Source organism: uncultured Pseudoalteromonas sp., assembly GCF_963922945.1.
GTDB lineage: Bacteria > Pseudomonadota > Gammaproteobacteria > Enterobacterales > Alteromonadaceae > Pseudoalteromonas.
Genome location: NZ_CAWUKC010000006.1, coordinates 18,439 through 44,609, shown reverse-complemented (window position 1 = coordinate 44,609; position 26,171 = coordinate 18,439). Strand labels below are relative to the sequence as shown.

Sequence of the window (26,171 nt, the reverse complement as noted above, 5' to 3'; positions counted from 1 at the left end):
GTCATAATCAGCCGTTTACAAGTTTCTCAATGAAAAACTCTAAATGTCCTGAAGGTTGATTAGGTATAGGCCATTTTACAGCTTTTGTCGCGAGTGTTTTAAACGCGACTGATGCAGGTGAATTAGGAAAAAGTTCGACGATAACTTTTTGTTTTCGCGTTGATTTACGCATATTTTCGTCATATGGAATCGTTGCAACAAGTTCCATAGAGACATCTAAAAAACGGTCGGTTACTTTAGATAATTTAGCAAAAAGTTCCTGGCCTTCGCGCAGGCTACGAACCATATTCGCAACAATTTTAAACTTATAAACGCCATGCTCGCGGCTCAGTACTTTAATAAGAGCATAAGCATCGGTAATAGATGTTGGCTCGTCACACACCACCACCATAACATCTTGCGCTGCACGGGAAAAACTCAACACCATGTCTGAAATACCAGCGGCGGTATCCACAATTAAAATATCAAATTCAGTATCGAGTTCGCTAAAGGCACGAATTAAGCCCGCATGCTCAGAAGGTGTTAATTCCACCATGCTTTGTGAACCCGATGTAGCCGGAACAATTTTAATACCACCAGGGCCTTCAACTAAAATTTCATCTAGTTCGCATTCACCTGACAAAACATGAGATAAGTTTTTTTCAACGCGTAGCCCAAGCATTACATCACAATTTGCTAGGCCTAAATCGGCATCTAATACCAATACGCGATTACCCTGCTGCCCTAAAGCGATAGCCGTATTTAAAGAGACATTAGTTTTACCTACGCCTCCTTTACCACCAGTGACAGCGATAACTTTTACGCCGTTGTTATTATTTTGACTCATTTTGCGCAGGCCGCTTGCTTGATCTAATACTGTGTTAATCATACATCCCTACTGTGCTTGACGCCACTGCTTGGCGTCTTGAATGTTGTGCTTTTGCTCGTTTTAAATACAATTGCTCAGCTTTTTTTACTAGTTTTTCTGCATTTGCAACGCGTATATCTTCTGGTACACGCTGACCATTAGTAAGATACCCTATCGGAAGACGATTTTGAATCGCTATACTAATAATCTCACCTAAACTTAATGATTCATCTAACTTAGTGAAAATACAACCGCTTAGCTGAACTTTTTTAAAGTGTCTGACCGTTTCTTGTAGCACATTTATTTGTGCTGTGGCACTCAATACTAAATAACTACGTATATCTACGCGCTGGTTACGCATTAATGTATTCAACTGCTCTGTTAAACGTAAGTCACGCTGACTCATGCCTGCAGTATCAATTAATACTAGACGCTTATTACGCAAATGATATAAAACTTCAGCTAATTCATTGGCATCTTTTACTTGTTTAACACCACAGCCAATAATACGGCCATATGTAGCAAGCTGTTCGTATGCACCAATTCTGTATGTATCTGTAGTGATTAGGGCGACTTTGTCTGCGCCATATTTTTGCGCGCCTAGTGCAGCAAGTTTAGCCACTGTGGTTGTTTTACCCACGCCAGTCGGGCCCACAAGTGCGTATACGCCGCCTTGGCGCAAGATTTCATTATTAGTGGTTTGCATTTGATCTTCAACCATTTGCAATAAGGCTTTCCAACCTTGCTGACGCGATACATCATCAGGAATAAAGCAGGCCATTTGCTCTGCAACGTCTTTGTCTATTCCCATACCAACCAAACGGTCAATCATACATGCACGGGTCGGGTCGCGACGCGCCATATCTTGCTGCATTAACCCCGACACTTGATGCTCTAACAACTGGCGAATGGCGTTCATTTCATCACGCATTGCACTCATTTGAGCGCTTTCGTTGTTATTAGTTTGGCTGCGTGGTGGTACGGGAGCATCTAGCTCATCAAAGTCCTTATCTAAGTCATCAAAGCCTAGACTATCTGCTTGGGTTTGCACACGTTTAGGTGCTTCATCTTCGCGGGCAAACATACTAGTCGTGCGTGGCTGTGCAGGTTCTTGATAATGCTCAGATGTATCTATGCCTGATTGCGAAAACATAGACGCAAGCTCTGGCGAGCGAGGACGAGGTGATTGACGCTCTAATAAAGCTTGTAAACTATCAGCAACAGCCGCTTGTTTCTCAGGTTGTGCACGCTGAGGCTCTGGTTTAACAAAGTTATGAGCACTTTGTTGTACTGCTCTTTGAGGAGCTTGCGTTGCTTGAGGCTTGGCAGCGGCTTTAGGGGCTGCTTTGTCATAATCTACTGCGGCAACAATTTCTACACCATTAGCCAGTTTTTTGTTCGACATAATAACGGCATCAACACCTAGCTCATCTTTAACTTCTTTTAGTGCGGTGCGCATATCTTTGGCAAAAAAACGTTTAATCTTCATGGTTCAACCCCTGTTAAAATCTTTATTGTTGGCCTACTGAGCTGACAATCTTGATCTGTCTTTCATCTGGTACCTCTTGGTAAGACATCACCCTTAAACCTGGTATGGTGTACTTAACAAAACGAGATAGCACAGTGCGTAACATTCCTGACGTTAGCAATATCGAAGGTTCGCCGGCCATTTCTTGATTTTGATGCGCTTCGTTTAATGATGTTTGAAGTCGCTCAGCAAGACTTGGTTCAATTCCGGCACCTTCGTCGCCTGCATTTTGTAATGACTGATGCAACATCTGTTCCAACTCAGGCGCCAAGGTTATGACAGGGATTTCTGATGACATTCCCACAGCGTCTTGAACAATTAAACGACGCAATGAAATACGCACTGCAGCGGTTAATACATCTGCATCTTGGCTACGCGGGCCGTACTCTACAAGGGTTTGAACAATAGAGCGCATATCACGAATAGCCACCCCTTCGTTTAATAAGTTTTGCAGTACTTTTACTATGGTTGTTAGTGGTAATACGTCTGGCACTAACCCTTCGACTAATCGTGGGTGACTTTTAGCTAGCATATCAAGTAGGTTTTGAACCTCCTCATGACCTAGCAATAATGCAGCACTGTTTGTTAGTAATTGGCTTATGTGAGTGGCTACGACTGTGGCTGAATCAACTACGGTATAGCCAAGTGATTGCGCTTCATCTTTTTGATCAGGCTTTATCCAAACTGCATCTAAACCAAACGCTGGGTCTTTGGTTTCAACCCCTTTTATCGGACCAAATACTTGCCCTGGGTTGATGGCCAGTTCATCGCCATGTTTCAGCTCGCCTTCGCCACTTGAAACACCCATCATGGTGATGCGGTATGCATTAGGGTCTAACTCTAGGTTATCGCGTATATGCACAGGGGGTACCAAAAAGCCAAGTTCCTGTGATAGCTTTTTACGCACCCCTTTAATACGATTTAGCAGCTCGCCACCTTGAGATTGATCAACCAGTGGTATAAGCCTATAACCGACCTCTAAGCCAATTACATCAATTTGTTGTACATCGTCCCAACCTAGCTCTTTTTGCTCTTGTTTATTTGCAACACCAGTACCTGGTGTTGCACCGCTTTGCGCTTCTTGCTCTGCTAAAGCGGCGGCTTTTAGCTTTTGCTGTTGCGTAAAGTAAGCTAAGTAGCCAAGTAATGCGCCTAAGCTTAAAAAAGCAATGTGTGGCATACCCGGAACTAAACCCATAATGATCAAAATACCTGAGGCAATAAATAGTGATTTTTCGTTACCTAATTGGGTTTTAAATTGCTCACCCATGTTGTGCGATTCGTTTTGGCGGGTAACAACAATAGCAGTACCAATAGAGAGCAGTAATGAAGGAAGCTGCGCAACAAGGCCGTCACCTATGGTAAGTAAAGTATAAACTTCCATGGCGCGGCTAAAACTTAAATCATGTTGGATCATGCCTACAAATAAGCCACCAACAATATTAATAATTAATATCACAATGCCGGCTATAGCATCGCCTTTTACAAACTTACTCGCCCCATCCATAGAGCCATAAAAATCAGCTTCGCGGGTTACTTCGCTACGGCGCTCACGAGCTTGCTCTGCGCTAATAAAGCCTGCGTTTAAGTCGGCATCTATCGCCATTTGTTTACCCGGCATAGCATCTAACGTAAAGCGTGCCGATACTTCAGAAATACGCCCAGCACCTTTGGTGATTACAACAAAGTTTATGATGATTAAAATTAAAAATACCACCAAACCAACTGCGTAGTTTCCGCCAATAACCACAGAGCCAAATGCTTCAATTACCTTACCTGCAGCATCGCCCCCGTTGTGCCCCTCAAGGAGCACAACTCGTGTACTGGCAACATTGAGAGCTAAACGCATAATTGTAGCGATTAACAATACGGCGGGAAACATGCCAAACTCGAGCGGTTTCATGGTGTAAACAGTCACCAGTAAAACAACTAAGGCAAGGGCAATATTAAATGAAAATAATATATCAAGAAGAAAGGGCGGCAGCGGTAAAATAACCATACCGAGGGCTGCAAGCACTAATAATGGTGTGCCTACGCCTTTGGCATACTCTTTTTTATCTTTGTTAAGTTGTTGTAATACCGCTTTAAAATCCATAACTCTACAATTCAATAAATTGACACTAGCTTGAAATTGCAATAACTATTCCAAGTTACGGTTTTATTGATAAACCAGCTTAGCGAGGAGGTAATTTAAATAATATTACAGGGCTTTACTTAAAAAAACTTAGCGCTAATCGTATTTAAAATCATCAGGTATAGGCAGTTTAGACTTAAGCGGAATAGGTCGTTTACCACGTCCTTTTTTAAAGCGTTTAAGCTGAAACACATACGCCAAAACCTGCGCTACGGCGGTAAATAGTTGATCAGGTATTTGCTGGCCTACTTCAGCAGTATGATAAAGCGCCCGCGTGAGCATCGGGGACTCGACTATGGGTACTTCGTTACCGTTAGCTATTTTACGAATTTGCATAGCCAGTTCGTCTACCCCTTTGGCAAGTACAATCGGCGCACCTGCACGCTCAGTATCGTATTTTAGGGCTACAGAATAGTGAGTAGGGTTGGTTACAATTACGTCAGCATCAGGGACATCTTGCATCATTCTTCGCTGCGACATTTGCCTTTGCGTTTGCCTAATACGTGCTTTAATTTGCGGATCACCTTCTGAGTTTTTGTACTCATCTTTGATCTCCTGCATGGTCATTTTAAGTTGTTTGTTGTGGTTATAACTTTGATAAGGGGCATCTATAGCGGCAATAATCACCAAAGTGCACGATAAGCCTAAAAACATCCATGAGAGTATTTCAAGGGCATGAATTATATTACTCGGTGCACTTTCAATACTTAAATGTAAAATTTCATCAAAAAAAGTTTGAATCAAAAACACTGCAAAAATAGCCACCAGTGCAAACTTTAATATGGATTTTACCAGCTCTATCGCGGCTTGTGGGCCAAACATGCGTTTAAAGCCTTTCATCGGCGACATTTTGCTAGGCTTAGGTGCTGCAGCTTCCCAACTAAAATTAAAGCCACCGAGTAAGGTATTACCAATAAAGGCTGCAATCACAATGATTAAAACAAACATCGCCATAGGAAATAACAACGCGTCGGCCACCTCAGCCCACACAGCAAACATTTTAGTGGTGTCGTAGGTTTCAGTGCGATTTAAAGACAGCATTCTGCCCATAATATTGTATAAGCCTTTGCCTATTTCAGGCCCATACAACAATAACGAAATGGCAGAAAAAATAAGTACAAACATTGTACCTAGCTCTTTTGAGCGCGCTATTTGCCCTTTCTTTTTAGCGTCTTCTAGCTTTTTGGAGGTGGGTTCTTCTGTTTTTTCTTGTCCTGAATCTTCAGCCATCGCCCCTCCTAAACCGTACAGCCAACAAGGCTGCACATAAGCTCAACCATTTTTAACCACTGAAATTCAAACTGAGTCACAAAATTTCCCAGAGTAGCCCAAATAATCATCAAACCGGCGACTAGCGTAAATGGGAAACCTATTGAAAAAATATTTAACTGCGGTGCTGCACGGGTCATAATACCAAATGAAATATTAATAATAAGCATCGCTGTTAAGGGGGCTAAAGCCAAAACTAATGCGGTAGTAAACATCCAGCTTCCCCAGGTTACTATGTCCCAGTAATGATCAACCGCCCACCAATCGCCGTTTATTGGCAGTACTTCAAAGCTGTGAACAACCATTTGAATCATCATTAAATGGCCGTTAAATACAAAAAATAACAAGGTTGCTAAAATTAAATAAAACTGGCCAACTGCCGGCACACTTGCCCCATTTGAGGGGTCAATAACAGAGGCAAAGCCCAAACCGGTTTGCATTGCTAGTATTTGCCCAGCAAGCACAAAGGTATTTAGCATAAGCGTTGAGGCGAAGCCTATCGCCACACCAATGAGCATTTGCTGAATAACCACCAGCACCATTTCAAAGGAAAATAAATTAGTAAATGTTGCAGGAGGCAGCACAGGCACAACTAAAAATGTGACCACCACCGCCAAGCCCATTTTAATACGCGTAGGTACATTTTGTGCGCCTAAGCCCGCCATAATCATGATCATAGAGCTTATGCGAACAAGCGGCAGTAAAAAATCACTTAACCATTGAATAACAACAGAAAAAGGAAATTCCACAATTAGCCTGCAATTTCAGGAATGAGTAACACTAGGCCCTTAAAAAAGTCCATCAGCTCCTGGGTAAACCAGTGCCCGCCCACAATTAGCGCTCCTATGGTAATTAGTAAACGGGGTAAAAAGCTTAAAGTTTGTTCATTAATAGAGGTCGCCGCTTGGAACACCGCCACGACTAAACCTACAAGCAAACCAGGCACCACAATAGCGGATACCAACTTGATCACTAAAAATAGTGCGTCACTAAGAATATCAACAAAAATTTCCGGTTCCATGTTGTACTCCTAATGTCTATAAATGCGAATATAAAACATGGTTTAAGTTCCTAAGCCAAAGCTTTTAGCGAGCGTCCCCATTACTAAACTCCAACCGTCGACCAGTACAAATAGCATTATTTTAAAGGGTAAGGAGACTATCATTGGCGAGAGCATCATCATACCCATAGCCATTAGTACTGAGGCAACCACTAAGTCCACAATTAAAAACGGAATAAAAAACATAAAACCAATAATAAATGCGGTTTGTAGTTCACTGGTTACAAATGCTGGGATAAGTACGATTAACGGCGTAGCTTCTGGCGAGTCAAGCTGATCGTACCCTGCTATTTTAGCAAAGGTTTCTAAATCTTTTAAACGCACCTGTGAGAGCATAAAGGCTTTCATAGGCTCTTTTGCAAGTTCTAATGCTTGAACCGAGGTCACTTGTTCATTTAAGTAGGGCTCAATGGCGCGTTCGTTAACCTGCTGGTAAATTGGCGCCATAATAAAAATACTTAAAAAAAGCGACATACCTAATAAAACTTGGTTTGAAGGTGTTGATTGTAAACCAATAGCTTGGCGCAAAATGGCCAGTACAACAATAATACGAGTAAATGAGGTCATCATAATGATGGCGGCAGGAATAAAGCTCAGCGCCGTCATAATGGCCAGAACTTGCAAGGTTACTGAATAATCTTGCGTCCCGTCGGCATTGGTTGTAATGGTTAGTGCGTCTATGCCCTCTGCACTGCTTACAGCAGGCACAAACAACACAGCTAAAATAATCAGCAGCCACTTTATCATAGGGTTAATTCTTTTTATTTTGATTCATTTGCGGGTTGAGTAGTTTGCTAAATCGCTTAGCAAGCTCTGGCAGTTCTTTTTCACTTAACGGAGTTTCTAGCTTATGTAAGTAATTAATACTGTGTGGCGTTACCCCTAATAAATGCTGTACATTATCTATTTCGACCACCATCAGCCGCTCACGCGAGCCAAGCGGTAAACTTCGTACTACTTTAAACTCGTCGCTATTGGCTAAATTTGGATTAAGCTTTCTTACAAAAAATGCCAGCACCACTATCAGCACTAGCACCACAACCAACGACAGTACCATAGACAAAATATCGGCCGTTGGTGTAATCGTCTCTGTCTTTGTAAATACTGAGTTTGTTAAAGCAGCAAGAGAGTTCATCGTAATTTTTTGATCCGCTCTACTTGGCTTATAACATCCGTTAAACGAATACCAAACTTATCATTTACTACAACCACTTCGCCATGAGCAATGAGCGTGCCATTTACCAATACATCTAATGGTTCACCGGCTACGCGGTCTAGCTCAACAACAGAGCCTTGGTTTAACTGCAATAAATTACGAATATTTATTTTAGAACGCCCTACTTCCATAGAAATCGTCACAGGAATATCTAAAATTGTATCGAGTTTACGTTTTTCGTCACCGCTAAGTTCATGCTTAGCATCACTTAATTCATCAAGCTCAGCGACTTGCGCCTCTGCGCTTTCATCACCGCCTTCGGCTTCTGCTAAGGCTGCTGCCCATTCGTCCATTGTATCTTGATCATCGCTCATACTTTTAACCTTTTAATCAATTACCAGTCTAAGTCTACACCGTCAGAAAGGTGTAAATCATCTTCTAGTTCTGCTAATTCTGCATCTGAATCAATTTTCTTGCCGCCTTTGGTAAATACATGCAGCTCAGATTTAACTGAATCAGGACGTTTAATTTTTTCACTAATTTGCAGCGCAACGTTATCGCGAGAACGGCCCATCTTAGCTCTAAATGTAGGTAACTCTTCAACAAATACCGTAATATGCTCAGGCATTTCTACCGGAATAATATCGCCCGCTTTAAGTTCCATTATTTGCTTAAGCGACAAGTCAACCTCAAGAAGCTGGGTTGATAAATCAACTTCAACATCCATAATTTCATCGCGCAGCGCTTTACTCCAACGCAAGTCGGTATCTTCAGTATCCGATTGCACACCCGCATCTAGCAGCTCTCTAATTGGCTCAAGCATTGAGTACGGTAGTGCAATGTGAAAATCGCCACCACCGCCATCTAATTCAATGTGAAAAGAGCTAATAACCACAACCTCAGTAGGGCTAACAATGTTGGCCATGGCTGGGTTTACTTCTGAATCGAGGTATTCAAACGATACGTCCATAACCGGTGCCCATGCTTCTTTGTAATCTTCAAAGATAATCTTTAGTAGCATTTGCACAATTCGACGTTCGGTAGGGGTAAATTCGCGACCTTCAATTTTTGCATGGTAACGCCCGTCACCACCAAAAAAGTTATCTACCAAAATAAACACTAAGCGTGCTTCCATGGTAATAAGGCCGGTGCCTTTTAGTGGTCTAAAACGCACCATATTTAAGCTTGTAGGTACAAATAAGGTATGAATATACTCACCAAATTTAATCATTTGTACGCCATTAATCGACACCTCTGCGGTGCGGCGCATCATGTTAAATAAGCTTATTCGCATATGACGAGCAAACCGCTCGTTAACAATTTCCAGGGTCGGCATACGACCACGCACGATCCGATCTTGCGAAGAAAAGTCGTACTGTAATGTACTGCCTTCGCTGTCTTCACCTTCGTGTATATCTTCCTCTTCGACTTCATCAACGCCGTGTAAGAGTGCATCAATTTCGTCTTGGGATAATAAATCGCTCACGCTAGCCCCTTATTGCATCACAAAGCCGGTAAACAATACCCGCTCAATTACTTTAGTGCCTTCAACATCATTTAGCGCAGCTTGCACTTTTTCAAGCGCAGTAAAGCGTAATGTCTCTTTGCCCGCACTGGTACTGAGCTCATCAGCTGTAGTGGTTGAAAACACGCTTAATAAGGTGCCTTCAATTAAAGGAATGTGTTTTTTAGCAGTTTCTTCATTTACATCGCCACGTACAAGTAATTGCACTTTAATTTGTACAATTCTATCTCTGCTTGACCCTGGTACATTAAAAACAAAGGGTCTTGGCATAGCAACATACAAAGCACTGCCCATTTCAGCTGAAGAGCCAGTAGGCGCTGCCGAGTCGCTCTGCGCTGCGCTTGTTGTTTCTTCATCTAATGTTTCAACGGGTGCATCATCGCCCGCCATGAAAAAATAGCCTGCACCACCGCCAACAACAAGCAGCACTGCCACTATGATTATGATCAGCTTTTTTTTGCTTTTACCGGTTTCTTCTATTTCTAAACTTGTTTCTTCGGCCATTGTGATTCCTTTTTTAGCAAAGGTACTTGCTTGTTTTAGTTATTATAATAGCAGTACTTAGGCATAGTAATCTATTGATGATGAAGTTTGTTGTCGAGAACTTTGTGGGTTAGCGCCATCTTGTTCATCATTTTGATCCTGCGCTGTATTTTTATTAGCCATTTGACCTTGCGATTGTCCCTCGCCTTCATCGCTTTGCTCATTACCCGATTGACCGTAAGAAATAGCGCTTTCGCCTAAATCAATGCCCTGCTCGGCTAGCATTTCACGTAAGCGTGGCATTGACTGCTCAAGCGCTTCTTTAGCTTGCTGATTTTGTACCACGAAATTTATTTGTGCTTGCTCAGCATCACTTCTGATACGAATTTGCATACTGCCCATTTCTGGCGGATCTAAGCGAATTTCTGCTTCTTTATTGCTAATACTGAGCATTGAAGATACACGCTCTTGAAGCATTTTAGCCGCATCACTTTTAACAATATTAATAGCCTGCATCATGCTTGCATCTACATTTATTTGCTTAACCTGCGCGGAGCTGGTTTGTAATTGCTGCGACTGCATAGCTTGGCTTTCTAAAATAGACTGCTCATAACGCGCGTTGTCGTACTGAGTATTTATTTGTGCTTGCGTGTTATTAATACCATCGGTTATCAACGAAAATACCTGCGCTACACGGGATAAACCTGTATTTGTTTTAGGTTCTTTAAGTAAGCTTTGTTGCTCTGCCTCTAACGCGTTTAGCTCGTCTTTAATTACACCATCTTGCTCAATATTAGAAGGAGCTTGAGCATTAATCATAGCTTTATTTTGCGGCGTATTCGCACTTATTGCTGCATTACTGGCTTGCTGCGCATTTAAAGCCGCATTTGCAGAGCTCGACACATTTTGCGCTTTGCTCTCACTAAGCTGCGTATCAAGCATAGTTTGTAAGTTGTTTATTGTTTCATTTACTTTTTTGAGCGTATCACCTGTCGGTTGCTCGTTACTCACATAGCTTTTTAATTGGCTAAGTAGCGCCTGCTTTTCATCGCTATTTAAGTTTTTTAACTGAGATTGAACTAGCTCACCGCGCATACTTGTCTGTTTTTCGTTTTGTACTACAAACTCTGTAAGTAATTGTTTAATAGAGCTTGCGCGATCATCACCTTCACTTGGCGTGGTTTCAGTAAATGAGCTTTTAACTTGCTCGTTTAATTGTGTGCGTTGCGCTTCGCTTAATGAATTGAATACTTTAGATGTTGTTGGCAGCTGTGCCTGCGTAGATGAACGAGACAGTTCTTTGGCTAATTGCTCTATGTCTGCATCACTTATAGGCAGTGCACCTTCACCATTTAACGCGGTGCCTAGCGCTTTTGTATTCTCAGCACTTTTACCTTCACTATTTACCGAAGCTGCGCTGCTATTCGTTTTATTGATTTGTGTTTGCACCGCTTCTGCTATTGGGTTTTTAACAGCACTACTTACTAGGCTCTCACTTTTAAAAGAAGGGGCTAAATTTTCTCCAGCGCTTTGTTTAGCTGCTTTAGCTTCTAGCTCGGCGTTTGTAAACGCACTTTTTTTGCCGTTGCTATTATTATCAGCTAAAAGCGTATTATCGGCTTTAGCCGTTATAGTGTCGGCTTCATCAGTTTCACCTAATTGCGAAACTAAAAAGCTGACACTTTTATCATTCTTTTTTGCACTTAATTCGCTAAAGTCACTATCGCTACTGCCGTGTTTTTTTACACTTACGTCAATCACTTGCGAGGAGTTTATTTGTGCTAAAACGCTATCGCCAGATACTAACGTACCTTGCGTGTCATCACTTGATGAAGCATTGGCTAGCTGCTTATCATCAGTTGGCAATAAAGAGCCAGCTTGGCTAGAAGCCTCTGAATTGGCAGGCAATACAAAGGGTTTGTCTGCATCTTGTAGTTGGCTTAAAAAAGCATCACCAGATTCGTTACCTGCAGGTAAGTTATTGTCTTTAAATGCTAAAAAAGCGTCTTTTTCAGCTGTAGCCAACATTGAAATATCGTTTATTGCCATAATTCACCTACACAGCACTGCGGCAAGTTGCCACCGCACTTTGCCAAAATTAATTACCACCTATCAATAAAGCAATAAACGCGCCAAAGTTATAAACTTTTACGGCGCTGAAAAAATTGATTAGCAGAAAACTCATCCAGCATTTTTTGTTCACTCTTTGCCATTAATGCCGCCGCTTTTAAGTTTTGCTTTTCAATTAATTTTGCTACGGCTTTTGCTTTTACCTGCTGCTTTAACCATAACGCTTTACGCTGTGTTACAACTTGCTTAGCCGTATTCACTGTATTGGCTTGCTGGCGAATCGCTTCTTCAATTTTTGCGATAAAGGCATGGTACTGGCCAAAGCCGGCGCTTGATAAACCAGACTTTCCTTTTACATGTAATTGCTGCGAGTATTCTAATCTGAAGTTATTTAATCCTTGCAGTTTTTGTTGGTTAGCTTGTAAATTTTGATTGGCTTGTAAGTAGCTCATGCGCAGGTTTTCTTCTTTGTCGTTTTCGAGCTTTAGCAGTAAATCGAGCTTATTTTTTGCCATTATGCTTGTCCTAGTAATTGGGCTAGGCCGTGTAAACCATCATCGTAACTTATTACATCGCGCATACCTTGTTGTAAAAACGCATTAACGCGCGGCATCATATTAATAGCTTGATCAAGCATTTGATCAGCGCCTTTTTGATATGCACCTAAGGTGATCATATCTTTATTTTGCTGATACATTGAATACACTTGTTTTAATACACGAGCTTGTTGCATATGCGGCTCAGACACTACTTGCGGCATAACACGAGAAATTGATTTTTCGATATCTATTGCGGGGTAATGACCGCTATCAGCTAAGTCACGTGAAAGTACAATATGCCCGTCTAAAATTGCACGTGCAGCATCGGCTATTGGGTCTTGCATATCATCGCCTTCACTGAGCACGGTAAAAAACGCAGTGATAGACCCTTGCCCTTCACCGCCATTTCCCGCTCGCTCCACCAGCGCCGGTAATTTGGCAAATACAGAAGGCGGATAGCCTTTTGTCGCAGGGGGCTCGCCAACCGCTAGCGCGATTTCGCGTTGCGCCATGGCGTACCGGGTTACAGAATCAAGCAATAACAATACATTTAAGCCTTGATCACGGAAGTACTCAGCAATGGTCACCGCGCTTTCACAGCCTTTTAGGCGCATAAGGGGCGATGCATCAGCAGGAGCAGCGACTACAACAGAGCGTTTGCGACCTTCTACACCGAGTATCTCTTCAATAAATTCTTTTACCTCACGGCCACGCTCTCCCACTAGGCCAACCACAATAACATCGGCTTCACTGCCACGGGTCATCATACCTAAGAGCACTGATTTACCAACACCAGAGCCTGCAAATAATCCCATACGCTGGCCTTGCCCTACAGTAATCACTGAGTTTATTGCCCGTACACCTACATCCATAGGCTGGCTAATTGGTCTTCTCGCGAGGGGGTTTATGGGGTTTTGTGCAAACTTTAAATAGTGCTCTGCGTTAATTTTACCGAGTCCGTCAAGCGGGCGACCTAAGCCATCTACCACGCGACCCAGTAGGCTCATACCAACGGGCAAACCTGTATCATTTACCTGTGGAATAACACGTGCCCCAGGCAACACTCCAGAAATATGATCATTAGGCATTAAAAATAGAGTTTGCTCACTAAAACCGACCACTTCAGCATCTACAAAGCCCGACATAGTTTCTATTTTGCATTGGCTGCCTACGGGCGCACGCAACCCTTTGGCCTCAAGAGTTAAACCGACGACTCGAGTTAAAATACCCGCCACAGCTGGTTTAAATGCTGCAATGTGATGTTGATATTGGTTTAAGCGTTCGCTTAGAGGTGCACGTTGAGCTGCCATAACACGCCACAAAAAAGGTTAGATACCGCTATTATGCAAAAAGCTATCCAACGTTTCTTTGACACGGGTTTTTAGGGTCATATCTAAAGATGATTGTGGCGTTTTAACTTCGCAACCGCCGCGCTCAAGGGTTGGCTCTGCAATGAGCTGCCAATTATTATCTGCAATAGTTTGCTCACCATAGCTTTGCTTTACCAGCTCTAGGTCGTCTGGGTTTAAATGCACACGAACTTTTTCTTGCTCCGTATTGAGTGCATCTATGCTTTTTTTAAGCGTATGTAAAATAACATCAGGCGATGTTTTAATTTCTTGATAGGTTATAGCTTCTGCCAGCATAACTGCTAATTGCACTAAGTGCTTTTCTGCCAGTTCGTCCACTTTATCAAGCGGCGCGCTGAGGCTGTCGATTATGCTACGTAAGCTGGTTAACTGCTCTTCTATTAGCGGTTTTACGTCTTCTTGGCCTTGTGTTTTACCAAGCTCTACGCCTTCTTTGTAACCTGCTTCTTTGCCTTCACCAACGCCTTTTTCAAAGCCATCTATGTAGCCTTGTTCGTGCCCTTGCTTTAAGCCTTCTTCATAAGCATCTTGCCTAATGCGCTCAAGCTCTGCCATAGTTAACGAAGGTAATTCAGGCTCTTGCGGTTGTTCGTCTTCTAAAGCTTCTTCTTCAACTTCTTTTTTATACAAATCAGAAAGCGGTGTACCAAAAGCCGTTGAACGGTTGCCAAAACTGCGCTCATCAGGGGCAACGTCGGGTATTGGCCAGTTTTTTAAAAGCTCATCAGCTTCATCTGCATGCAAAGGGCGGCCTTTTAATTTAGACATAGCTTACAGGAACTCCTCGCCACCACCGCCGCCTAGCTGAATCTCACCCGAGTCAGATAAGCGTCTTGCTGTTGAAAGTACTTCTTTTTGAGCTGCTTCTACTTCACTTATTCTAACCGGTGCCATGGCTTCTAAGTCATCGGCGAGCATTTCGGCAGCACGTTTAGACATATTACCCAAAATTTTATCTTTGAGTGCTTCGTCCGTGCCCTTAATGGCTTTCATTAGTACGTCTTGCTGTACTTCACGTAGTATGGCTTGAATACCACGGTCATCCACATCCATAAGGTTTTCAAATACAAACATAAGATCTTGAATTTGCTGAGACATTTCTTCATCGTGTTCACGAATAGAGTCCATCAACTGCCCTTCAACATTGGTATCTAGGTAGTTCATAATATCTGCCGCGGCTTTTAAGCCACCCATTTTAGCGGCTTGTGCGCCTGCTTGGCCGGCAAATTGTTTTTCCATAATTTCGTTAAGTTCTTGCAAGGCTGCTGGTTGCACTTCTTCAAGGTTAGCAATACGCATGGTTAAATCTAGGCGCACTTTTTCAGGAAATTGCGCGAGGATTTCTGCCGACTGCTCAGGCTCTAAATACGATAAAACAATCGTTTGAATTTGCGGGTGCTCATTACGAATGATATTAGCAACCTGCTTTGAGTCCATCCATTTAAGTGAATCTAAGCCTTTGGCGCCCGAGCCCATTACAATTTGGTCTATTAAGCTTGCGGCTTTATCTTCACCTAATGCGGCGGTAAGCGCCTTTTTAATAAAGTCTTCTGACTGGAAGCCAATTGTACTAAAACTTTGTATTTGCTCTATAAATAAATTATGAACTGCGCTTATTTTAGATTGTGACAAGTCATCTAGTGCAGCCATTGCCATACCCACTTTTTGCACTTGCTTTGGCTCTAAGTGTTTAAGTATTTGCGCTGCGTCTTCTTCTGATAAGCTCAATAAAAGAATCGCGGCTTTATCTACGCCATCTAACTTGTCAACATCAAATGCTGGCGGGAGTTGTTTTTGTTCTTGATCAGTCATCTTCTGTTAACCACGCTTTCACTACTTGTGATGAGAGTTCCGGTTCGTTCGCTACAAGTGCTCTTACCGCTTTAAGCAAATCTTCGTCGCCATGTAAATCTGGCAGCTGCAGTGTACCATCACTTGAGAAACCAACAGCAGCAGAATCAAAGTCTTTATTTAGCATATCTAGCGTGCTGTCGCCAATATCAACTCCTGAGCTTAATGCATCTTCATCGTACTCTTCAAGCGTATCATCTGGGTAGATTAAACGTTTAAGCATAGGCTTAACGACTGCCATAATTAATACAATAATAACCAAGGCGCCAAGCACAAGACGGATAATTTTCATAAACCAGTCTTGCTCCCACAGTGGTACCTCTATGTCTAAATCAACCGCTTCGCGTACAAATGGCACAGTTACTACTTCTAGTGCATCGCCACGTTGCATATCAAAACCCACCCCACCTTGTAATAGGCGACGTATATTTGACAAAGCTTCTACTGAGCGCGGCGCCATGGTCGTTTCGCCGTTTTCACCTACTTTGGGTACATAATCAACAGCTACAGAGACACTAATTCTGCGAATAACCCCTGTTTGTTGGCGTTTATGCGAAATAGTGGTGTCGAGCTCAAAGTTGCGCGTGGCCTCTTTATGTACTCGACTTGGATTGGTTGCCGTGCCTGCATTACCTTGCCCTGCCACCTCTGGAATCGTTGAATTCATAGGGGGTTGATTGGTGAGTGCGCCAGGAATACCTACCGCTAGACCACCTATGTTGTTTTCTTCAAATGTGGTTTCGCTTCTTACTGCCGGTAAGTCTGGGTTATAGCGTTTTTGTGTTTCTTCTACTGAGCTAAAGTCCATATTTAAGTCGACTTGCGCTGTGTAATTACCCAAACCCACGACAGGAATAAGTATACTGTCTATTTTTTCTAGGTATTCTTGCTCGCGTTTTCTTTCAATGTCGTACTCTTTACGCGAGCGAGCTGCTAATGAGTCTTGCGAGCCTGAATTAAGTAAGCGGCCATTTTGATCTGTTACCGTCACGCGTGCAGGTGCTAACCCTTGTACTGCAGAGGCTACAATATCAACCACTGAATCAATTTCTTCTGCATCAAGCATTCTGCCGCGCTTTAGAGTCAATACCACTGTGGCTGATGGTTTTTTCTCTCTGCGTGCGAATACATTCTCTTTTGGGATAGCGAGTAAAACTTTGGCGCGAGTGACGTTATTGAGCTCTTCGATGGTGCGAGCAAGCTGCTGCTCTCGGCCATGCTTTAAGCGCTCACGTTCTAGGCGTTGGCTTACACCAAAGCCCATATCTTGCATTATGATATCGGTGCCTGAGGTAGGGCCTTGTTCTAAGCCTTCACGTGCCATCAGCAATTTAATATTTTTATACTCACTTTCATCAACCGAGATCACGTTACCGTCTAGTTCGTAGTCAATCTTTTGTGCATCTAAAAAATCAAGCGTTTGGATCAGCTCTTCTGTTGGCATTTTACCAAGTGGGCGCATATCGGGTTGGCGTGCCCAAATAATCACAAATATGGCAATAGCTAAACAAATAGCGAGTGCAATAATAAGTGTTACTTGACGAAGTACATCAACACCGTTTAAGGCACTTAAATAGCCCGACTTTTGTTCTAGTTGCTCGTTGTCTTCGCTTTGGTCAATGCCACCGCTAGCAAGAGCAAGATCTGTTGATTGATTAGATTGCGCCACAATAATTCTCCACTACCTAGTTAAACAGGCATGTTCATAATTTCTTTGTATGACTCAACAAGTTTATTTCTTACTTGTACTGTAGCCTCAAATGCCACTGACGATTTTTGTGATGCAATCATTGCCTCAGCAAGCGATACACTTCTGTCACCCATTTCAACAGCCACGACTTTTTGCTTGGCGTCTTGTTGTAAACCATTTACTGTATTTAATGCATCACTTAACAAATCACCAAATTGAGCTGTAGAAGTTGGCTGAGCTTGAGTGGGTAAGTTATTAATTTGATTTGTATGGCCCGCTTCTAAAGCCATTGATTGCATTTCTTGGAATAACGCGCTGTTTTGAATTTTCATAATTTTCTCTGGCAAATGCAGTTAACGTTCATAAGAGGAATAAAGCACAAAGCGTGCCATAAAAATAAACCTTTAATTACATAAGGTTAACTTAATTATTCGAGAGTCAGAGATTTGACAACCCAAAAACTGAGCAAGGTCAGTTTTTGAGTTGTTGATAGAAAAGGGTTAACTTTATGCAGGGAGTGAAATACCTAAATCACGCATTTGCGCTAGTTTATAACGTAAAGTGCGCGGACTGATCCCAAGCGTTTGCGCAACATCTTTACGTTTGCCTTGGCATCGTGCGAGGGTATCTAATATTATTTTATGCTCTTTGTCTTTAAGCTCATCTTTATAACTGCCGGTATCAGCACTAGGTAATGCATGACCCGCCTCTACGGCTGTTGTTTTATCGTCGTAGTACGCGTCACTAGTTGTACTGGACTCTTCAGGCGCTATAACCTGAGCAGGTGTACTATTGGCTGGCGCTTGCATTAAGTTTTCAATAAAAATTGCTTGCTCGTCAATTACATTGCCCGTTCGCAATATGAGCGCACGTTGAATTACATTATCCAGCTCGCGTACATTACCAGGCCATGCGTGGCTTAGTAATTTTTGCTCAGCGGCACTATCGAGCGTAGCTAGCGGCTCTTTGCTTTTAATTAAATGGCGTTCAATAAGGTGCTTTGCTAATACAATTATATCCCCAGGGCGCTCACTCAGCGGTCGCCACATTAAAGGAAATACATTTAAGCGATAATATAAGTCTTCTCTAAATTGGTTATCTGTAACGGCTTCTTTTAAGTCGCGGTTACTGGTTGCGAGCACTCTTACATCAAGTGAAATTGTTTTTCTACCACCTAGGCGCTCGACTTCACGCTCTTGCAGTACCCGTAATAATTTAGCTTGTAACCCTAAGTCCATTTCGGTTATTTCATCAAGTAAGATGGTGCCGCCTTGGGCTTGTTCAAATTTACCTGGGCATGCCTGTATTGCACCAGTAAATGCGCCTTTTTCATAGCCAAACAAAGTGGCTTCAAGCATGTTCTCGGGAATAGCCGCACAGTTTATTGCTACAAAAGGGGCATCGCATCGGTTTGATTTATCGTGTATGTATCGCGCTAATACTTCTTTACCAGAACCACTAGGCCCTAGCACCATAACACTTGCATCTGAGCGCGCCACTTTACTTGCAAGCTCTAGCAACTGAATACTACTTGGGTCGGCTACAATTGGGCCATCAGTATCTTTTGGTTTTTCGGGCAAATAGCGACTAACCATATTTAAAAGTACTTCAGGGGCAAAAGGCTTAGCCATATAATCAATAGCACCTAAGCGCATAGCCTCTACGGCATCATCAATGGTTGCGTAGGCTGTCATCATTAATACGGGCAGCTCTGGGTAGTTAAGTTTAATGCTTCTGAGTAAATCTAGGCCACTCATGGCGCCCATCTGCACATCGCTGACCACTAATGAAAACTCAGATTTCTTTAATTGGATCATAGCTTGCTCAGCACTATCAGCTGCAACACAGGCAATACCCGACATTTCCAATGTGTCTATGAGTGCTTCTCTTAGGCCTGCATCATCTTCAACTACCAGTATTGTATTGCTCATGCTGTTTTCTCCTGCGTTGGGGCCGTGCATATAGGCAGCAATAAACTAAAACATGCACCACCATTGGCATTATTAACCACTTCAACACGTCCTTGATGCGCATTTGCCACAGAACTTACAACAGCAAGCCCAAGCCCTGTACCTTGGCTTTTGGTGGTATAAAACGGTTCAAAAATTTTCTCTATTTGGCTCAGCTCTACCCCTGGGCCGTTATCGCAAACGCTAATACGTACGGTGTCAGGTTCGCTGCTATCGCGCTGCGCTTTTAAAGTCACCCTTGCTTGGCTGCCAATAATTTGAATACTATTGTGAATAAGGTTTTGAATAGCACTGGCCAGCGCAGTTTTATTACCGGTGATTTCTATGTCTGGCTCTGGTAGCTCAACGGCAAGCTCACTGTTGTTTAAGGCCACCATTGCATCGGCACCTAGCTTTACCTCGTTTAAAAGCTGCTGCATAGACACTTGCTCAACCACTTGCTGCTCGCCACTTTTAGCAAAAAGCAGCATATCGTTAACTTGGGTTTCTAAATCTTTTAAACGCGACATAAGCTTAGCTTGAAAGTTATCACGCGATGACTCAGGCAGTTTTTTTGAGCCTAAGTTTGCGGCATATAACATAGCGGCCGAAAGTGGCGTGCGCACTTGATGCGCAAGCGATGCCACCATTTTTCCAAGTGCGCTTAGGCGTTGCATATGGGCTACGCGCTTTTGTAAACGGCGCGTTTCGGTTAAATCTGTCATTAATATTAATTGCCCTGGCTCTGGCGCCAGTGCTGTAATATCAAGTTTTATAAGTCGACCATCTTTAAGCGACACTTCATGTCCATCATCTTGGTGAGGGCGAAAAGAGCGTTGAATAATGTTAAACCACTTCTCCCCTTCTAGCGGCTCGCCTAGCATATCAATGGCGATTTGATTAGCTTTTGCAATAAGGCCTTTGCCATCAAGCACAACAACGCCCGCTGGCATGGTATCAACTAAGTGCGACAGCCAACTTGCTTGCTGTCTTAAATCACTTAATTCACCAATGTACTCTTCTTGAAGTAAACATGGGTTATACTGTTTTGCAGTAATAAACTGTGGTTTAAGTACACTCGCAAGGGCCATAATCAAATCTCTTAATGATGTAGATACAGGTCTAAATGCACAATTTATACCAAAATTATTTTATATATTTTTCATTTAGTTAGCTTACAATAGCGCGTAACAAAAAAATGACGCACAAAAAAAGGAATAGCAATGAGTGAGCAAAATAAATGCCGTTGTGCATGGCTTGACACCACAAAGCCTGATTATGTGAAATACCATGATGAAGAATGGGGGGTGCCCCTTTATGACGACACACTATTATTTGAATTTATCACGCTAGAATCGGCACAAGCGGGACTCAGTTGGTACACTATTTTAAAAAAGCGTGCTGGGTATAAAAAGGCATTTGCTAACTTTGATGTGCAAAAAGTGGCTAAGTTTACAGTCGAGGACATAGAACGACTAATGCAAGATGAGAGCATAGTGCGTAACCGCTTAAAAATTGCTGCCACGATTAATAATGCTCAACGGTTTATTGAGATTCAAAAAGAGTTTGGCAGCTTTAGTCATTACCAATGGCAATTTGTGGACAATAAACCAATTATTAATAATGTAAATAGTGATGAAGACGCTCCTGCAATGACCGAAGAGTCAAAAGCATTTGCAAAAGATTTAAAAAAGCGAGGCTTCAAGTTTTTAGGGCCTACAACGGTGTACGCACATATGCAGGCCTGTGGCATGGTAAACGATCATAGTAATGATTGTTTTAGAAAAGAAGAAATTATAAAGGCTTTTGGTTGATAAGTGATTTATTACCATAAAAGTGATCTGTTCACAAAGAGGATAAGAGACGCTTCGCTTTAGAGCAGTAACGTGTAAGCTAACTGTGGTTTCTCATTTAACCTCGTTTTTTTGGGTCTAAGTAATTAAAAGCTGCGCTTTTTACGCGAGCAAGCTTCGCGTCTACCGTCAAAGTTTAAGTTTGCTTTTATCTTGTAGACGCCAAGCTTGCTTGAGTGACGGGCAAAGCCCGTAAATTAATTTCTCAAAAATGAATAATAAATAACGAAAAGCCTATCAGCATTTGCATACTGCTAATCTCGCGATAGATTGTACTTTTTCATTTTTTCAACAAGCGTTGTACGCCTTACACCTAGTATTTCTGCGGCGCGCGCAACAACATAATCAAAACGCTCCAATGCTTGGGTAATTAAGCTTATTTCAAGCTCGGCTAAATACTCTTTAAGCTCTATGCCCTCTTCAGGTAATAAGCCCACTCCCGGTTGGCTAAATTCAGGCTCTGGTTCATTATCATAATCGCTAAAGCCCGTACTAAAAATATCGTTAAACGCGTCTTTTTCAAGTAGCTCTTCAGGGTATTCTGGTTCGTATGCGTCTACCTCGATATAACGGTATTTATTAGGTAAATCGGGCACATCCACTACTTTTTCAGGGAACATAATCACCATGCGTTCTACTAAATTTGCAAGCTCACGTATATTGCCCGGCCAGGCATGTTCTTTTAGGCTCTCTACCGCGCGCTCTGTAAATTTAGCCGACGTACCACTTTGCTCATTCACACGGCGCATTAACTCTTTAAGTAATAAAGGTATGTCGTCTGCCCGCTCATTAAGTGACGGGTTTTCAATAGGAAACACGTTTAAACGGTAATATAAATCTTCCCTAAAACTGCCCTTTTCAATCATTTCCTCAAGGTTACGGTGAGTAGCTGCAATCACTCGTACATCTGCTTGAATCGCTTTAGTGCCACCTACACGCTCGTAGCTGCGCTCTTGTAATACGCGAAGTAGCTTAACTTGCATTTGCAGTGGCATGTCACCAATTTCATCTAAAAACAGCGTACCGCCTTGCGCTAATTCAAACCGCCCTTTACGTGCAGAAATAGCGCCGGTAAACGCCCCTTTTTCATGGCCGAATAACTCACTTTCAAGAAGTTCGCCTGGAATAGCACCACAGTTTACTGGTACAAATGGCCCCGTATTGCGTTTAGACAATAAATGTACATTACGCGCAACCACCTCTTTACCTGTACCCGACTCACCTAAAATAAGCACGTTTGCATCGGTTTTAGCCACTTGCTCTATTAAAAAACGTACGTTTTTAACTGCATCAGTTTCGCCTACTAAACCATCAAATGTTTTATGTGGTTTTGTGTGCTTGTGACTACCAGGAAGCATTCTTTGGTACTGTTGGCAGTCGTGTAATAACTGTGTGGTTACTTCGTGATTAAACGGCTCACAAATTAAACCTACAACATTTGCAATACTTAATAATGGCTTGAGTGTTTCACCAATGAGTAAAAAAGGCAGGGTTGGGTAGCGTTTAATTAAGCCTTCATGATCTAAGCTTTGTAATGCGCCTAAAATAACAATGCATTCTTGCTGTTGATACTTACTACATACTTCTTCAAAGCCATTTTCATCAAGCAACTGCACAGCTTCCCCAATAAAGGTAAGCGATGCATTCAATCCTATTGCACGGTTATTATTATTATCTAAAATCAAGATCATAGTTAGCGAGCCATAATTTCACTAATTTATTATATTAGCTAAATTGTAAGCGAGATCTGAATGGATGCAAGTAATAGCGGCGGTTTTTTGACATAAACGCCAAAAAACAGACAGTACGATAAAAACAATAATACTTAATAGTTAAAACTTAAGTATTGATTTGTTGTTTAATACTTAAAGCTAATGCGATGCATTGTTTTTTACTTAGTGCATAAAATTACTTTAGTCAAAAATATAAACTATAATTAACTTAAGTTGAAAGCAACAATGCCGATAACTAAATAAATGCAATATGCTTGGCATTAATATTGCTTTTGTTACTTACAGTCGATTTCACATATTTATTTAGGATTTTCCATGGCTCATGTTTCATTAAAAAAATATTCTCAAGTGCGCGCCAGCAACATCGCAGAAATGGCGCCCTATGAGCAAATTAACCTTATTTTTAGTAACATAATTGGCCGCTTGGCCGCTACTAAAGGGTTTATTGAGCGCAAAGAAATAGAAAAAAAAGGCGAAAACATCTCTGCCTGTATTTTACTCTTAGGTGCATTACAAGACGCGCTTAATTTAGAAGTGGAACAAGATCCGAGTATTTCAAATAATTTATTAGCGCTTTATGACTACTGCCAAAGGCGCCTTGTGCAAGCAAATGTTGATAATGACATTGAGATTATTTCTGAAGTAGCTGGCATTATTAAAGAAATTAAAGAAGGGTGGGATAGCATTCCTGTCGATCAACGTAATCCTGCGGTATAAGCTAATGGCTTTAGAGGAAACAAGCAAAGCTGAGCATATTAATCAATTGCTCAGCAAAATCGAATTATTAGTGCAAAGCAATAACGCTGATGAAGCTCCCCCTATTATGGATACTTTAAATAGTGAGCTCAAGCGTTGGTGCGAAAGTCAGAACCCGCCTACCGCCAAGCAACTTATGGTTGTGCAAGCCAATATCAACAACATTAGCAAACAAGCAAATGCTGTAAAAAATGAATCATCTAAAGCCATCATTAAGCAAAAAAAAACAGGTAAAGCAATTTCGGCTTATAAATCGGTTTAGCTACCTCTAGCAGCTTTAATTTACTAAGCATGTTAAAGGCAATATTTAGACATAAAAAAACCGTTTTTAAACGGTTTTTTTATGTTCATAATCAATATCTAAAATTAAGAATTATTACTCACCACACCAGGCATATTTTCAAGCTGTGCCTGTACATAACTACTTGTCGAATTGAGGCTCGCTACCAATAAATCCATGGCGTTGTATTGAGCATATAATCGAGAAGATAACGATTCCATTTTACTTGTCAGGCTTTCGCGCTGTTCATCAATATCTTCTAATTGATTTGTTTTACTGTCGATACGGTTTTGGATAATGCCGTCAGCGTCAGTATAAAAACTCATTAACTCATCAAACGATTGGGCAAAGCCGCCCTCGTCATCGTCACTGCCTACAAAAAACTGCTGCACTAAGTCGACATCTTCATCAATTTTTTCATTTAAAGTCTCGGTATTGAGCGTCAATACTCCATAACGATCGGCTTCAACACCTAACTGTGAAAGTGATAATGAGTTGCCATTGCCCAAATCTACAGAGTCGGTAATCTGTTCTCGTAATTTAGACATTACACCGCGTAGTAACGAATCACCGGCCATTACACCCGCCCCATCTTCACTTGAAGCGCCTAAGTTGTTACTCAGCTCCAGAAGTTCATTATAGCTTTCAATAAAACTAGCTAAACCAGCTTCAATGTTACTATTATTCTCTGTAATTGTAATATTGCTTACATCATCATCTTCAGCGTGTGCTTTTTTTGCCGTAATTGTTATGCCATCTATTACATCGGTAAAGGTATTTGAAGAACTACTAACTGTGAGGGAGCCATCGATAGTAATGGATGCATCGGTTGCAGCAATAATTTCAGAGGCGTTTTGAACACCAGCAGAATCAAAGGCTAAACGAGACAATCCATTAGTGTCGGTGTTATTACCATCAGTATCGGTTACCTCGACTTTAATCTCGTTCTCAAGTCCGCTATTTTTAGCTGCTAGCACTAAATGCTGACCGGTATCATCCGTTATTATTGTTGCGTTTATGCTGTCGTTATCGCTGCTGTCGTTAATTGCATCTCTTATTTCACTTAAAGTAGCGGTATCTGATACTTCAATATCAAAACTATTCTCGCCGGAGCTGAATGTCATAGTACCTTCACCCACGGCAGCGTCAGCGTCAAATGCTTCTGATAGTATTTTATGCTCTGTAGCAAGGTTATTAACCTCTACAGAGTAACCACCTGGCTGTGCGTCTTCATCAGCACTTAACTGCACGAAAGTATCACTTCCTGATGTACTACGTTTTTGATAGTTATCAGCGTCACCTAGCGCTTCCATTGCTGTTTGCACTTGCTGTAGCGCAGACTTTAAAGCACCTACAGCAGAAATATCAGTAGTTAGTGTACTTTCTTGAGTGTTTAAACGAGCCTCAGCTGGAGCCTGCTCAGCATTAACTAATGCATCAACTATATCTGATACCGCTAAACCAGAGCCTAAACCATTAAACGAAATAGACATACTTCACCTCTTTAAACCCAAAAAACTTAACTAATAATATATCAACAGTACGGCGGCTACACCGTTTGGTCGATTAAAATACCTGCAGATTCAGATAGTTTAGACACTAAACTTAATACTTCTTCCGAAGGGTATTGCTTAATTACATCACCACTTGTTTTATCAAGTATCTTAATTACATCGCGCCCAGAGTCTTCATCAACTTGAAATTGCAGAGTACGGTTCATCTCACCCATAAACTCCTGCAATTGCTGCGCCACTTTTTCAAGCTGCTCACGTGCAAGCTGTTGGTTTTGCGAACTATTAGTCTCAATTCCTTGTTGTGCATATTGATTATTTAACTGGTTTTGTGGGCTTTGTTCATCCGTTTTATTTACGTCATCAACAGCGCGCTGAGTCAATACTGAGCCACTCTGCCCTACTTGTTTATCTTCACCAGTTAAAGATGTTGATGCTATCGTAACTTCTGCGTTTGAAGTAATGGTGTTCATAACGCCTCCTAGAGCTGCCGAACCTGTATAATTATTAGACTAACAATAGCTTAATTTATACCCTTAAACCACAAAAGGAGGTAGCTAAAGCCAC

Annotated in this window: 26 protein-coding genes; 3 read left to right on the top strand and 23 right to left on the bottom strand. The window is 41.8% G+C overall.

Annotated features, from left to right (window positions below):
• Window positions 1-7: 7 nt before the first annotated feature.
• The 20 genes from AABI99_RS02490 to AABI99_RS02395 form a co-directional block, all read right to left on the bottom strand.
• A complete protein-coding gene (locus tag AABI99_RS02490) occupies window positions 8-868 on the bottom strand; it encodes a MinD/ParA family protein (protein WP_338363096.1) in 861 nt (286 codons plus the stop codon).
• Window positions 861-2,336: a flagellar biosynthesis protein FlhF gene (gene flhF, locus AABI99_RS02485; protein WP_338363095.1), complete on the bottom strand. Its 1,476-nt coding sequence runs from the start codon at window positions 2,334-2,336 to the stop codon at window positions 861-863. Before flhF ends, AABI99_RS02490 begins: the two co-directional genes overlap by 8 nt.
• A gap of 22 nt (window positions 2,337-2,358) precedes the next feature.
• The gene (flhA, locus tag AABI99_RS02480; RefSeq protein ID WP_338363094.1) at window positions 2,359-4,470 is read right to left on the bottom strand and encodes a flagellar biosynthesis protein FlhA; all 2,112 of its coding nucleotides are present in this window, start codon (window positions 4,468-4,470) and stop codon (window positions 2,359-2,361) included.
• 135 nt (window positions 4,471-4,605) lie between these two features.
• Window positions 4,606-5,739, bottom strand: a complete 1,134-nt coding sequence (gene flhB / locus AABI99_RS02475) for a flagellar biosynthesis protein FlhB (protein WP_338363093.1) — start codon at window positions 5,737-5,739, stop codon at window positions 4,606-4,608.
• Window positions 5,740-5,747: 8 nt separating this feature from the next.
• Window positions 5,748-6,527: a flagellar biosynthetic protein FliR gene (gene fliR / locus AABI99_RS02470; RefSeq protein WP_338363092.1), complete on the bottom strand. Its 780-nt coding sequence runs from the start codon at window positions 6,525-6,527 to the stop codon at window positions 5,748-5,750.
• 2 nt (window positions 6,528-6,529) lie between these two features.
• Window positions 6,530-6,799: a flagellar biosynthesis protein FliQ gene (gene fliQ / locus AABI99_RS02465; RefSeq protein WP_338363091.1), complete on the bottom strand. Its 270-nt coding sequence runs from the start codon at window positions 6,797-6,799 to the stop codon at window positions 6,530-6,532.
• A 42-nt stretch (window positions 6,800-6,841) separates the two neighbouring features.
• The gene (fliP, locus tag AABI99_RS02460; RefSeq protein WP_338363090.1) at window positions 6,842-7,585 is read right to left on the bottom strand and encodes a flagellar type III secretion system pore protein FliP; all 744 of its coding nucleotides are present in this window, start codon (window positions 7,583-7,585) and stop codon (window positions 6,842-6,844) included.
• A 4-nt stretch (window positions 7,586-7,589) separates the two neighbouring features.
• Window positions 7,590-7,973 carry a flagellar biosynthetic protein FliO gene (gene fliO, locus AABI99_RS02455; protein ID WP_338363089.1) on the bottom strand — a complete coding sequence of 128 codons (384 nt, stop codon included), beginning with the start codon at window positions 7,971-7,973 and terminating at the stop codon, window positions 7,590-7,592.
• Window positions 7,970-8,368, bottom strand: coding sequence for a flagellar motor switch protein FliN (gene fliN / locus AABI99_RS02450; protein ID WP_338363088.1), 399 nt, complete (start codon window positions 8,366-8,368; stop codon window positions 7,970-7,972). Before fliN ends, fliO begins: the two co-directional genes overlap by 4 nt.
• A 20-nt stretch (window positions 8,369-8,388) precedes the next feature.
• Window positions 8,389-9,480, bottom strand: coding sequence for a flagellar motor switch protein FliM (gene fliM, locus AABI99_RS02445; RefSeq protein WP_055015925.1), 1,092 nt, complete (start codon window positions 9,478-9,480; stop codon window positions 8,389-8,391).
• Window positions 9,481-9,489: 9 nt separating this feature from the next.
• Window positions 9,490-10,023, bottom strand: coding sequence for a flagellar basal body-associated protein FliL (gene fliL, locus AABI99_RS02440; protein ID WP_338363087.1), 534 nt, complete (start codon window positions 10,021-10,023; stop codon window positions 9,490-9,492).
• 57 nt (window positions 10,024-10,080) lie between these two features.
• Window positions 10,081-12,051 carry a flagellar hook-length control protein FliK gene (locus AABI99_RS02435; protein WP_338363086.1) on the bottom strand — a complete coding sequence of 657 codons (1,971 nt, stop codon included), beginning with the start codon at window positions 12,049-12,051 and terminating at the stop codon, window positions 10,081-10,083.
• An 89-nt stretch (window positions 12,052-12,140) separates the two neighbouring features.
• Window positions 12,141-12,587, bottom strand: a complete 447-nt coding sequence (gene fliJ / locus AABI99_RS02430) for a flagellar export protein FliJ (protein ID WP_338363085.1) — start codon at window positions 12,585-12,587, stop codon at window positions 12,141-12,143.
• Window positions 12,587-13,921 (bottom strand): flagellar protein export ATPase FliI, encoded by a 1,335-nt coding sequence (gene fliI / locus AABI99_RS02425; RefSeq protein ID WP_338363084.1) that lies wholly within the window; start codon window positions 13,919-13,921, stop codon window positions 12,587-12,589. Before fliI ends, fliJ begins: the two co-directional genes overlap by 1 nt.
• 18 nt (window positions 13,922-13,939) lie before the next feature.
• Entirely contained in the window at window positions 13,940-14,749 is an 810-nt protein-coding gene (gene fliH, locus AABI99_RS02420) for a flagellar assembly protein FliH (protein WP_338363083.1), read from the bottom strand.
• A 3-nt stretch (window positions 14,750-14,752) separates the two neighbouring features.
• Window positions 14,753-15,793, bottom strand: a complete 1,041-nt coding sequence (gene fliG / locus AABI99_RS02415) for a flagellar motor switch protein FliG (protein ID WP_004588291.1) — start codon at window positions 15,791-15,793, stop codon at window positions 14,753-14,755.
• Window positions 15,786-17,501, bottom strand: a complete 1,716-nt coding sequence (gene fliF / locus AABI99_RS02410) for a flagellar basal-body MS-ring/collar protein FliF (protein WP_338363082.1) — start codon at window positions 17,499-17,501, stop codon at window positions 15,786-15,788. The genes fliG and fliF overlap by 8 nt, the downstream gene beginning before the upstream one ends.
• A 20-nt stretch (window positions 17,502-17,521) precedes the next feature.
• Window positions 17,522-17,854 (bottom strand): flagellar hook-basal body complex protein FliE, encoded by a 333-nt coding sequence (gene fliE / locus AABI99_RS02405; RefSeq protein WP_338363081.1) that lies wholly within the window; start codon window positions 17,852-17,854, stop codon window positions 17,522-17,524.
• A gap of 174 nt (window positions 17,855-18,028) precedes the next feature.
• Entirely contained in the window at window positions 18,029-19,453 is a 1,425-nt protein-coding gene (locus AABI99_RS02400) for a sigma-54 dependent transcriptional regulator (RefSeq protein ID WP_338363080.1), read from the bottom strand.
• Window positions 19,450-20,562, bottom strand: coding sequence for an ATP-binding protein (locus AABI99_RS02395; RefSeq protein ID WP_338363079.1), 1,113 nt, complete (start codon window positions 20,560-20,562; stop codon window positions 19,450-19,452). The genes AABI99_RS02400 and AABI99_RS02395 overlap by 4 nt, the downstream gene beginning before the upstream one ends.
• A 132-nt stretch (window positions 20,563-20,694) precedes the next feature.
• Between AABI99_RS02395 and AABI99_RS02390 the strand changes: the two genes are divergently transcribed.
• Window positions 20,695-21,285 carry a DNA-3-methyladenine glycosylase I gene (locus tag AABI99_RS02390; RefSeq protein WP_338363078.1) on the top strand — a complete coding sequence of 197 codons (591 nt, stop codon included), beginning with the start codon at window positions 20,695-20,697 and terminating at the stop codon, window positions 21,283-21,285.
• Between the two features lie 293 nt (window positions 21,286-21,578).
• Here AABI99_RS02390 and AABI99_RS02385 read toward each other — a convergent pair whose 3' ends face one another.
• Window positions 21,579-23,015 carry a sigma-54 dependent transcriptional regulator gene (locus tag AABI99_RS02385; RefSeq protein WP_338363077.1) on the bottom strand — a complete coding sequence of 479 codons (1,437 nt, stop codon included), beginning with the start codon at window positions 23,013-23,015 and terminating at the stop codon, window positions 21,579-21,581.
• A 357-nt stretch (window positions 23,016-23,372) separates the two neighbouring features.
• On the opposite strand from AABI99_RS02385, the gene fliS reads away from it, so the two are divergent.
• Together fliS and AABI99_RS02375 are read left to right on the top strand one after the other, a co-directional pair.
• On the top strand, window positions 23,373-23,774 hold the full coding sequence (fliS, locus tag AABI99_RS02380; protein ID WP_055015914.1) for a flagellar export chaperone FliS: 402 nt from the start codon (window positions 23,373-23,375) through the stop codon (window positions 23,772-23,774).
• A gap of 4 nt (window positions 23,775-23,778) precedes the next feature.
• On the top strand, window positions 23,779-24,075 hold the full coding sequence (locus AABI99_RS02375) for a hypothetical protein (protein WP_338363076.1): 297 nt from the start codon (window positions 23,779-23,781) through the stop codon (window positions 24,073-24,075).
• Between the two features lie 104 nt (window positions 24,076-24,179).
• Here the strand turns inward: AABI99_RS02375 and fliD are convergent, their stop codons facing one another.
• Together fliD and AABI99_RS02365 are read right to left on the bottom strand one after the other, a co-directional pair.
• On the bottom strand, window positions 24,180-25,586 hold the full coding sequence (gene fliD, locus AABI99_RS02370; protein ID WP_338363075.1) for a flagellar filament capping protein FliD: 1,407 nt from the start codon (window positions 25,584-25,586) through the stop codon (window positions 24,180-24,182).
• A gap of 56 nt (window positions 25,587-25,642) precedes the next feature.
• Window positions 25,643-26,077 (bottom strand): flagellar protein FlaG, encoded by a 435-nt coding sequence (locus AABI99_RS02365; RefSeq protein WP_338363074.1) that lies wholly within the window; start codon window positions 26,075-26,077, stop codon window positions 25,643-25,645.
• Between the last annotated feature and the right edge of the window lie 94 nt (window positions 26,078-26,171).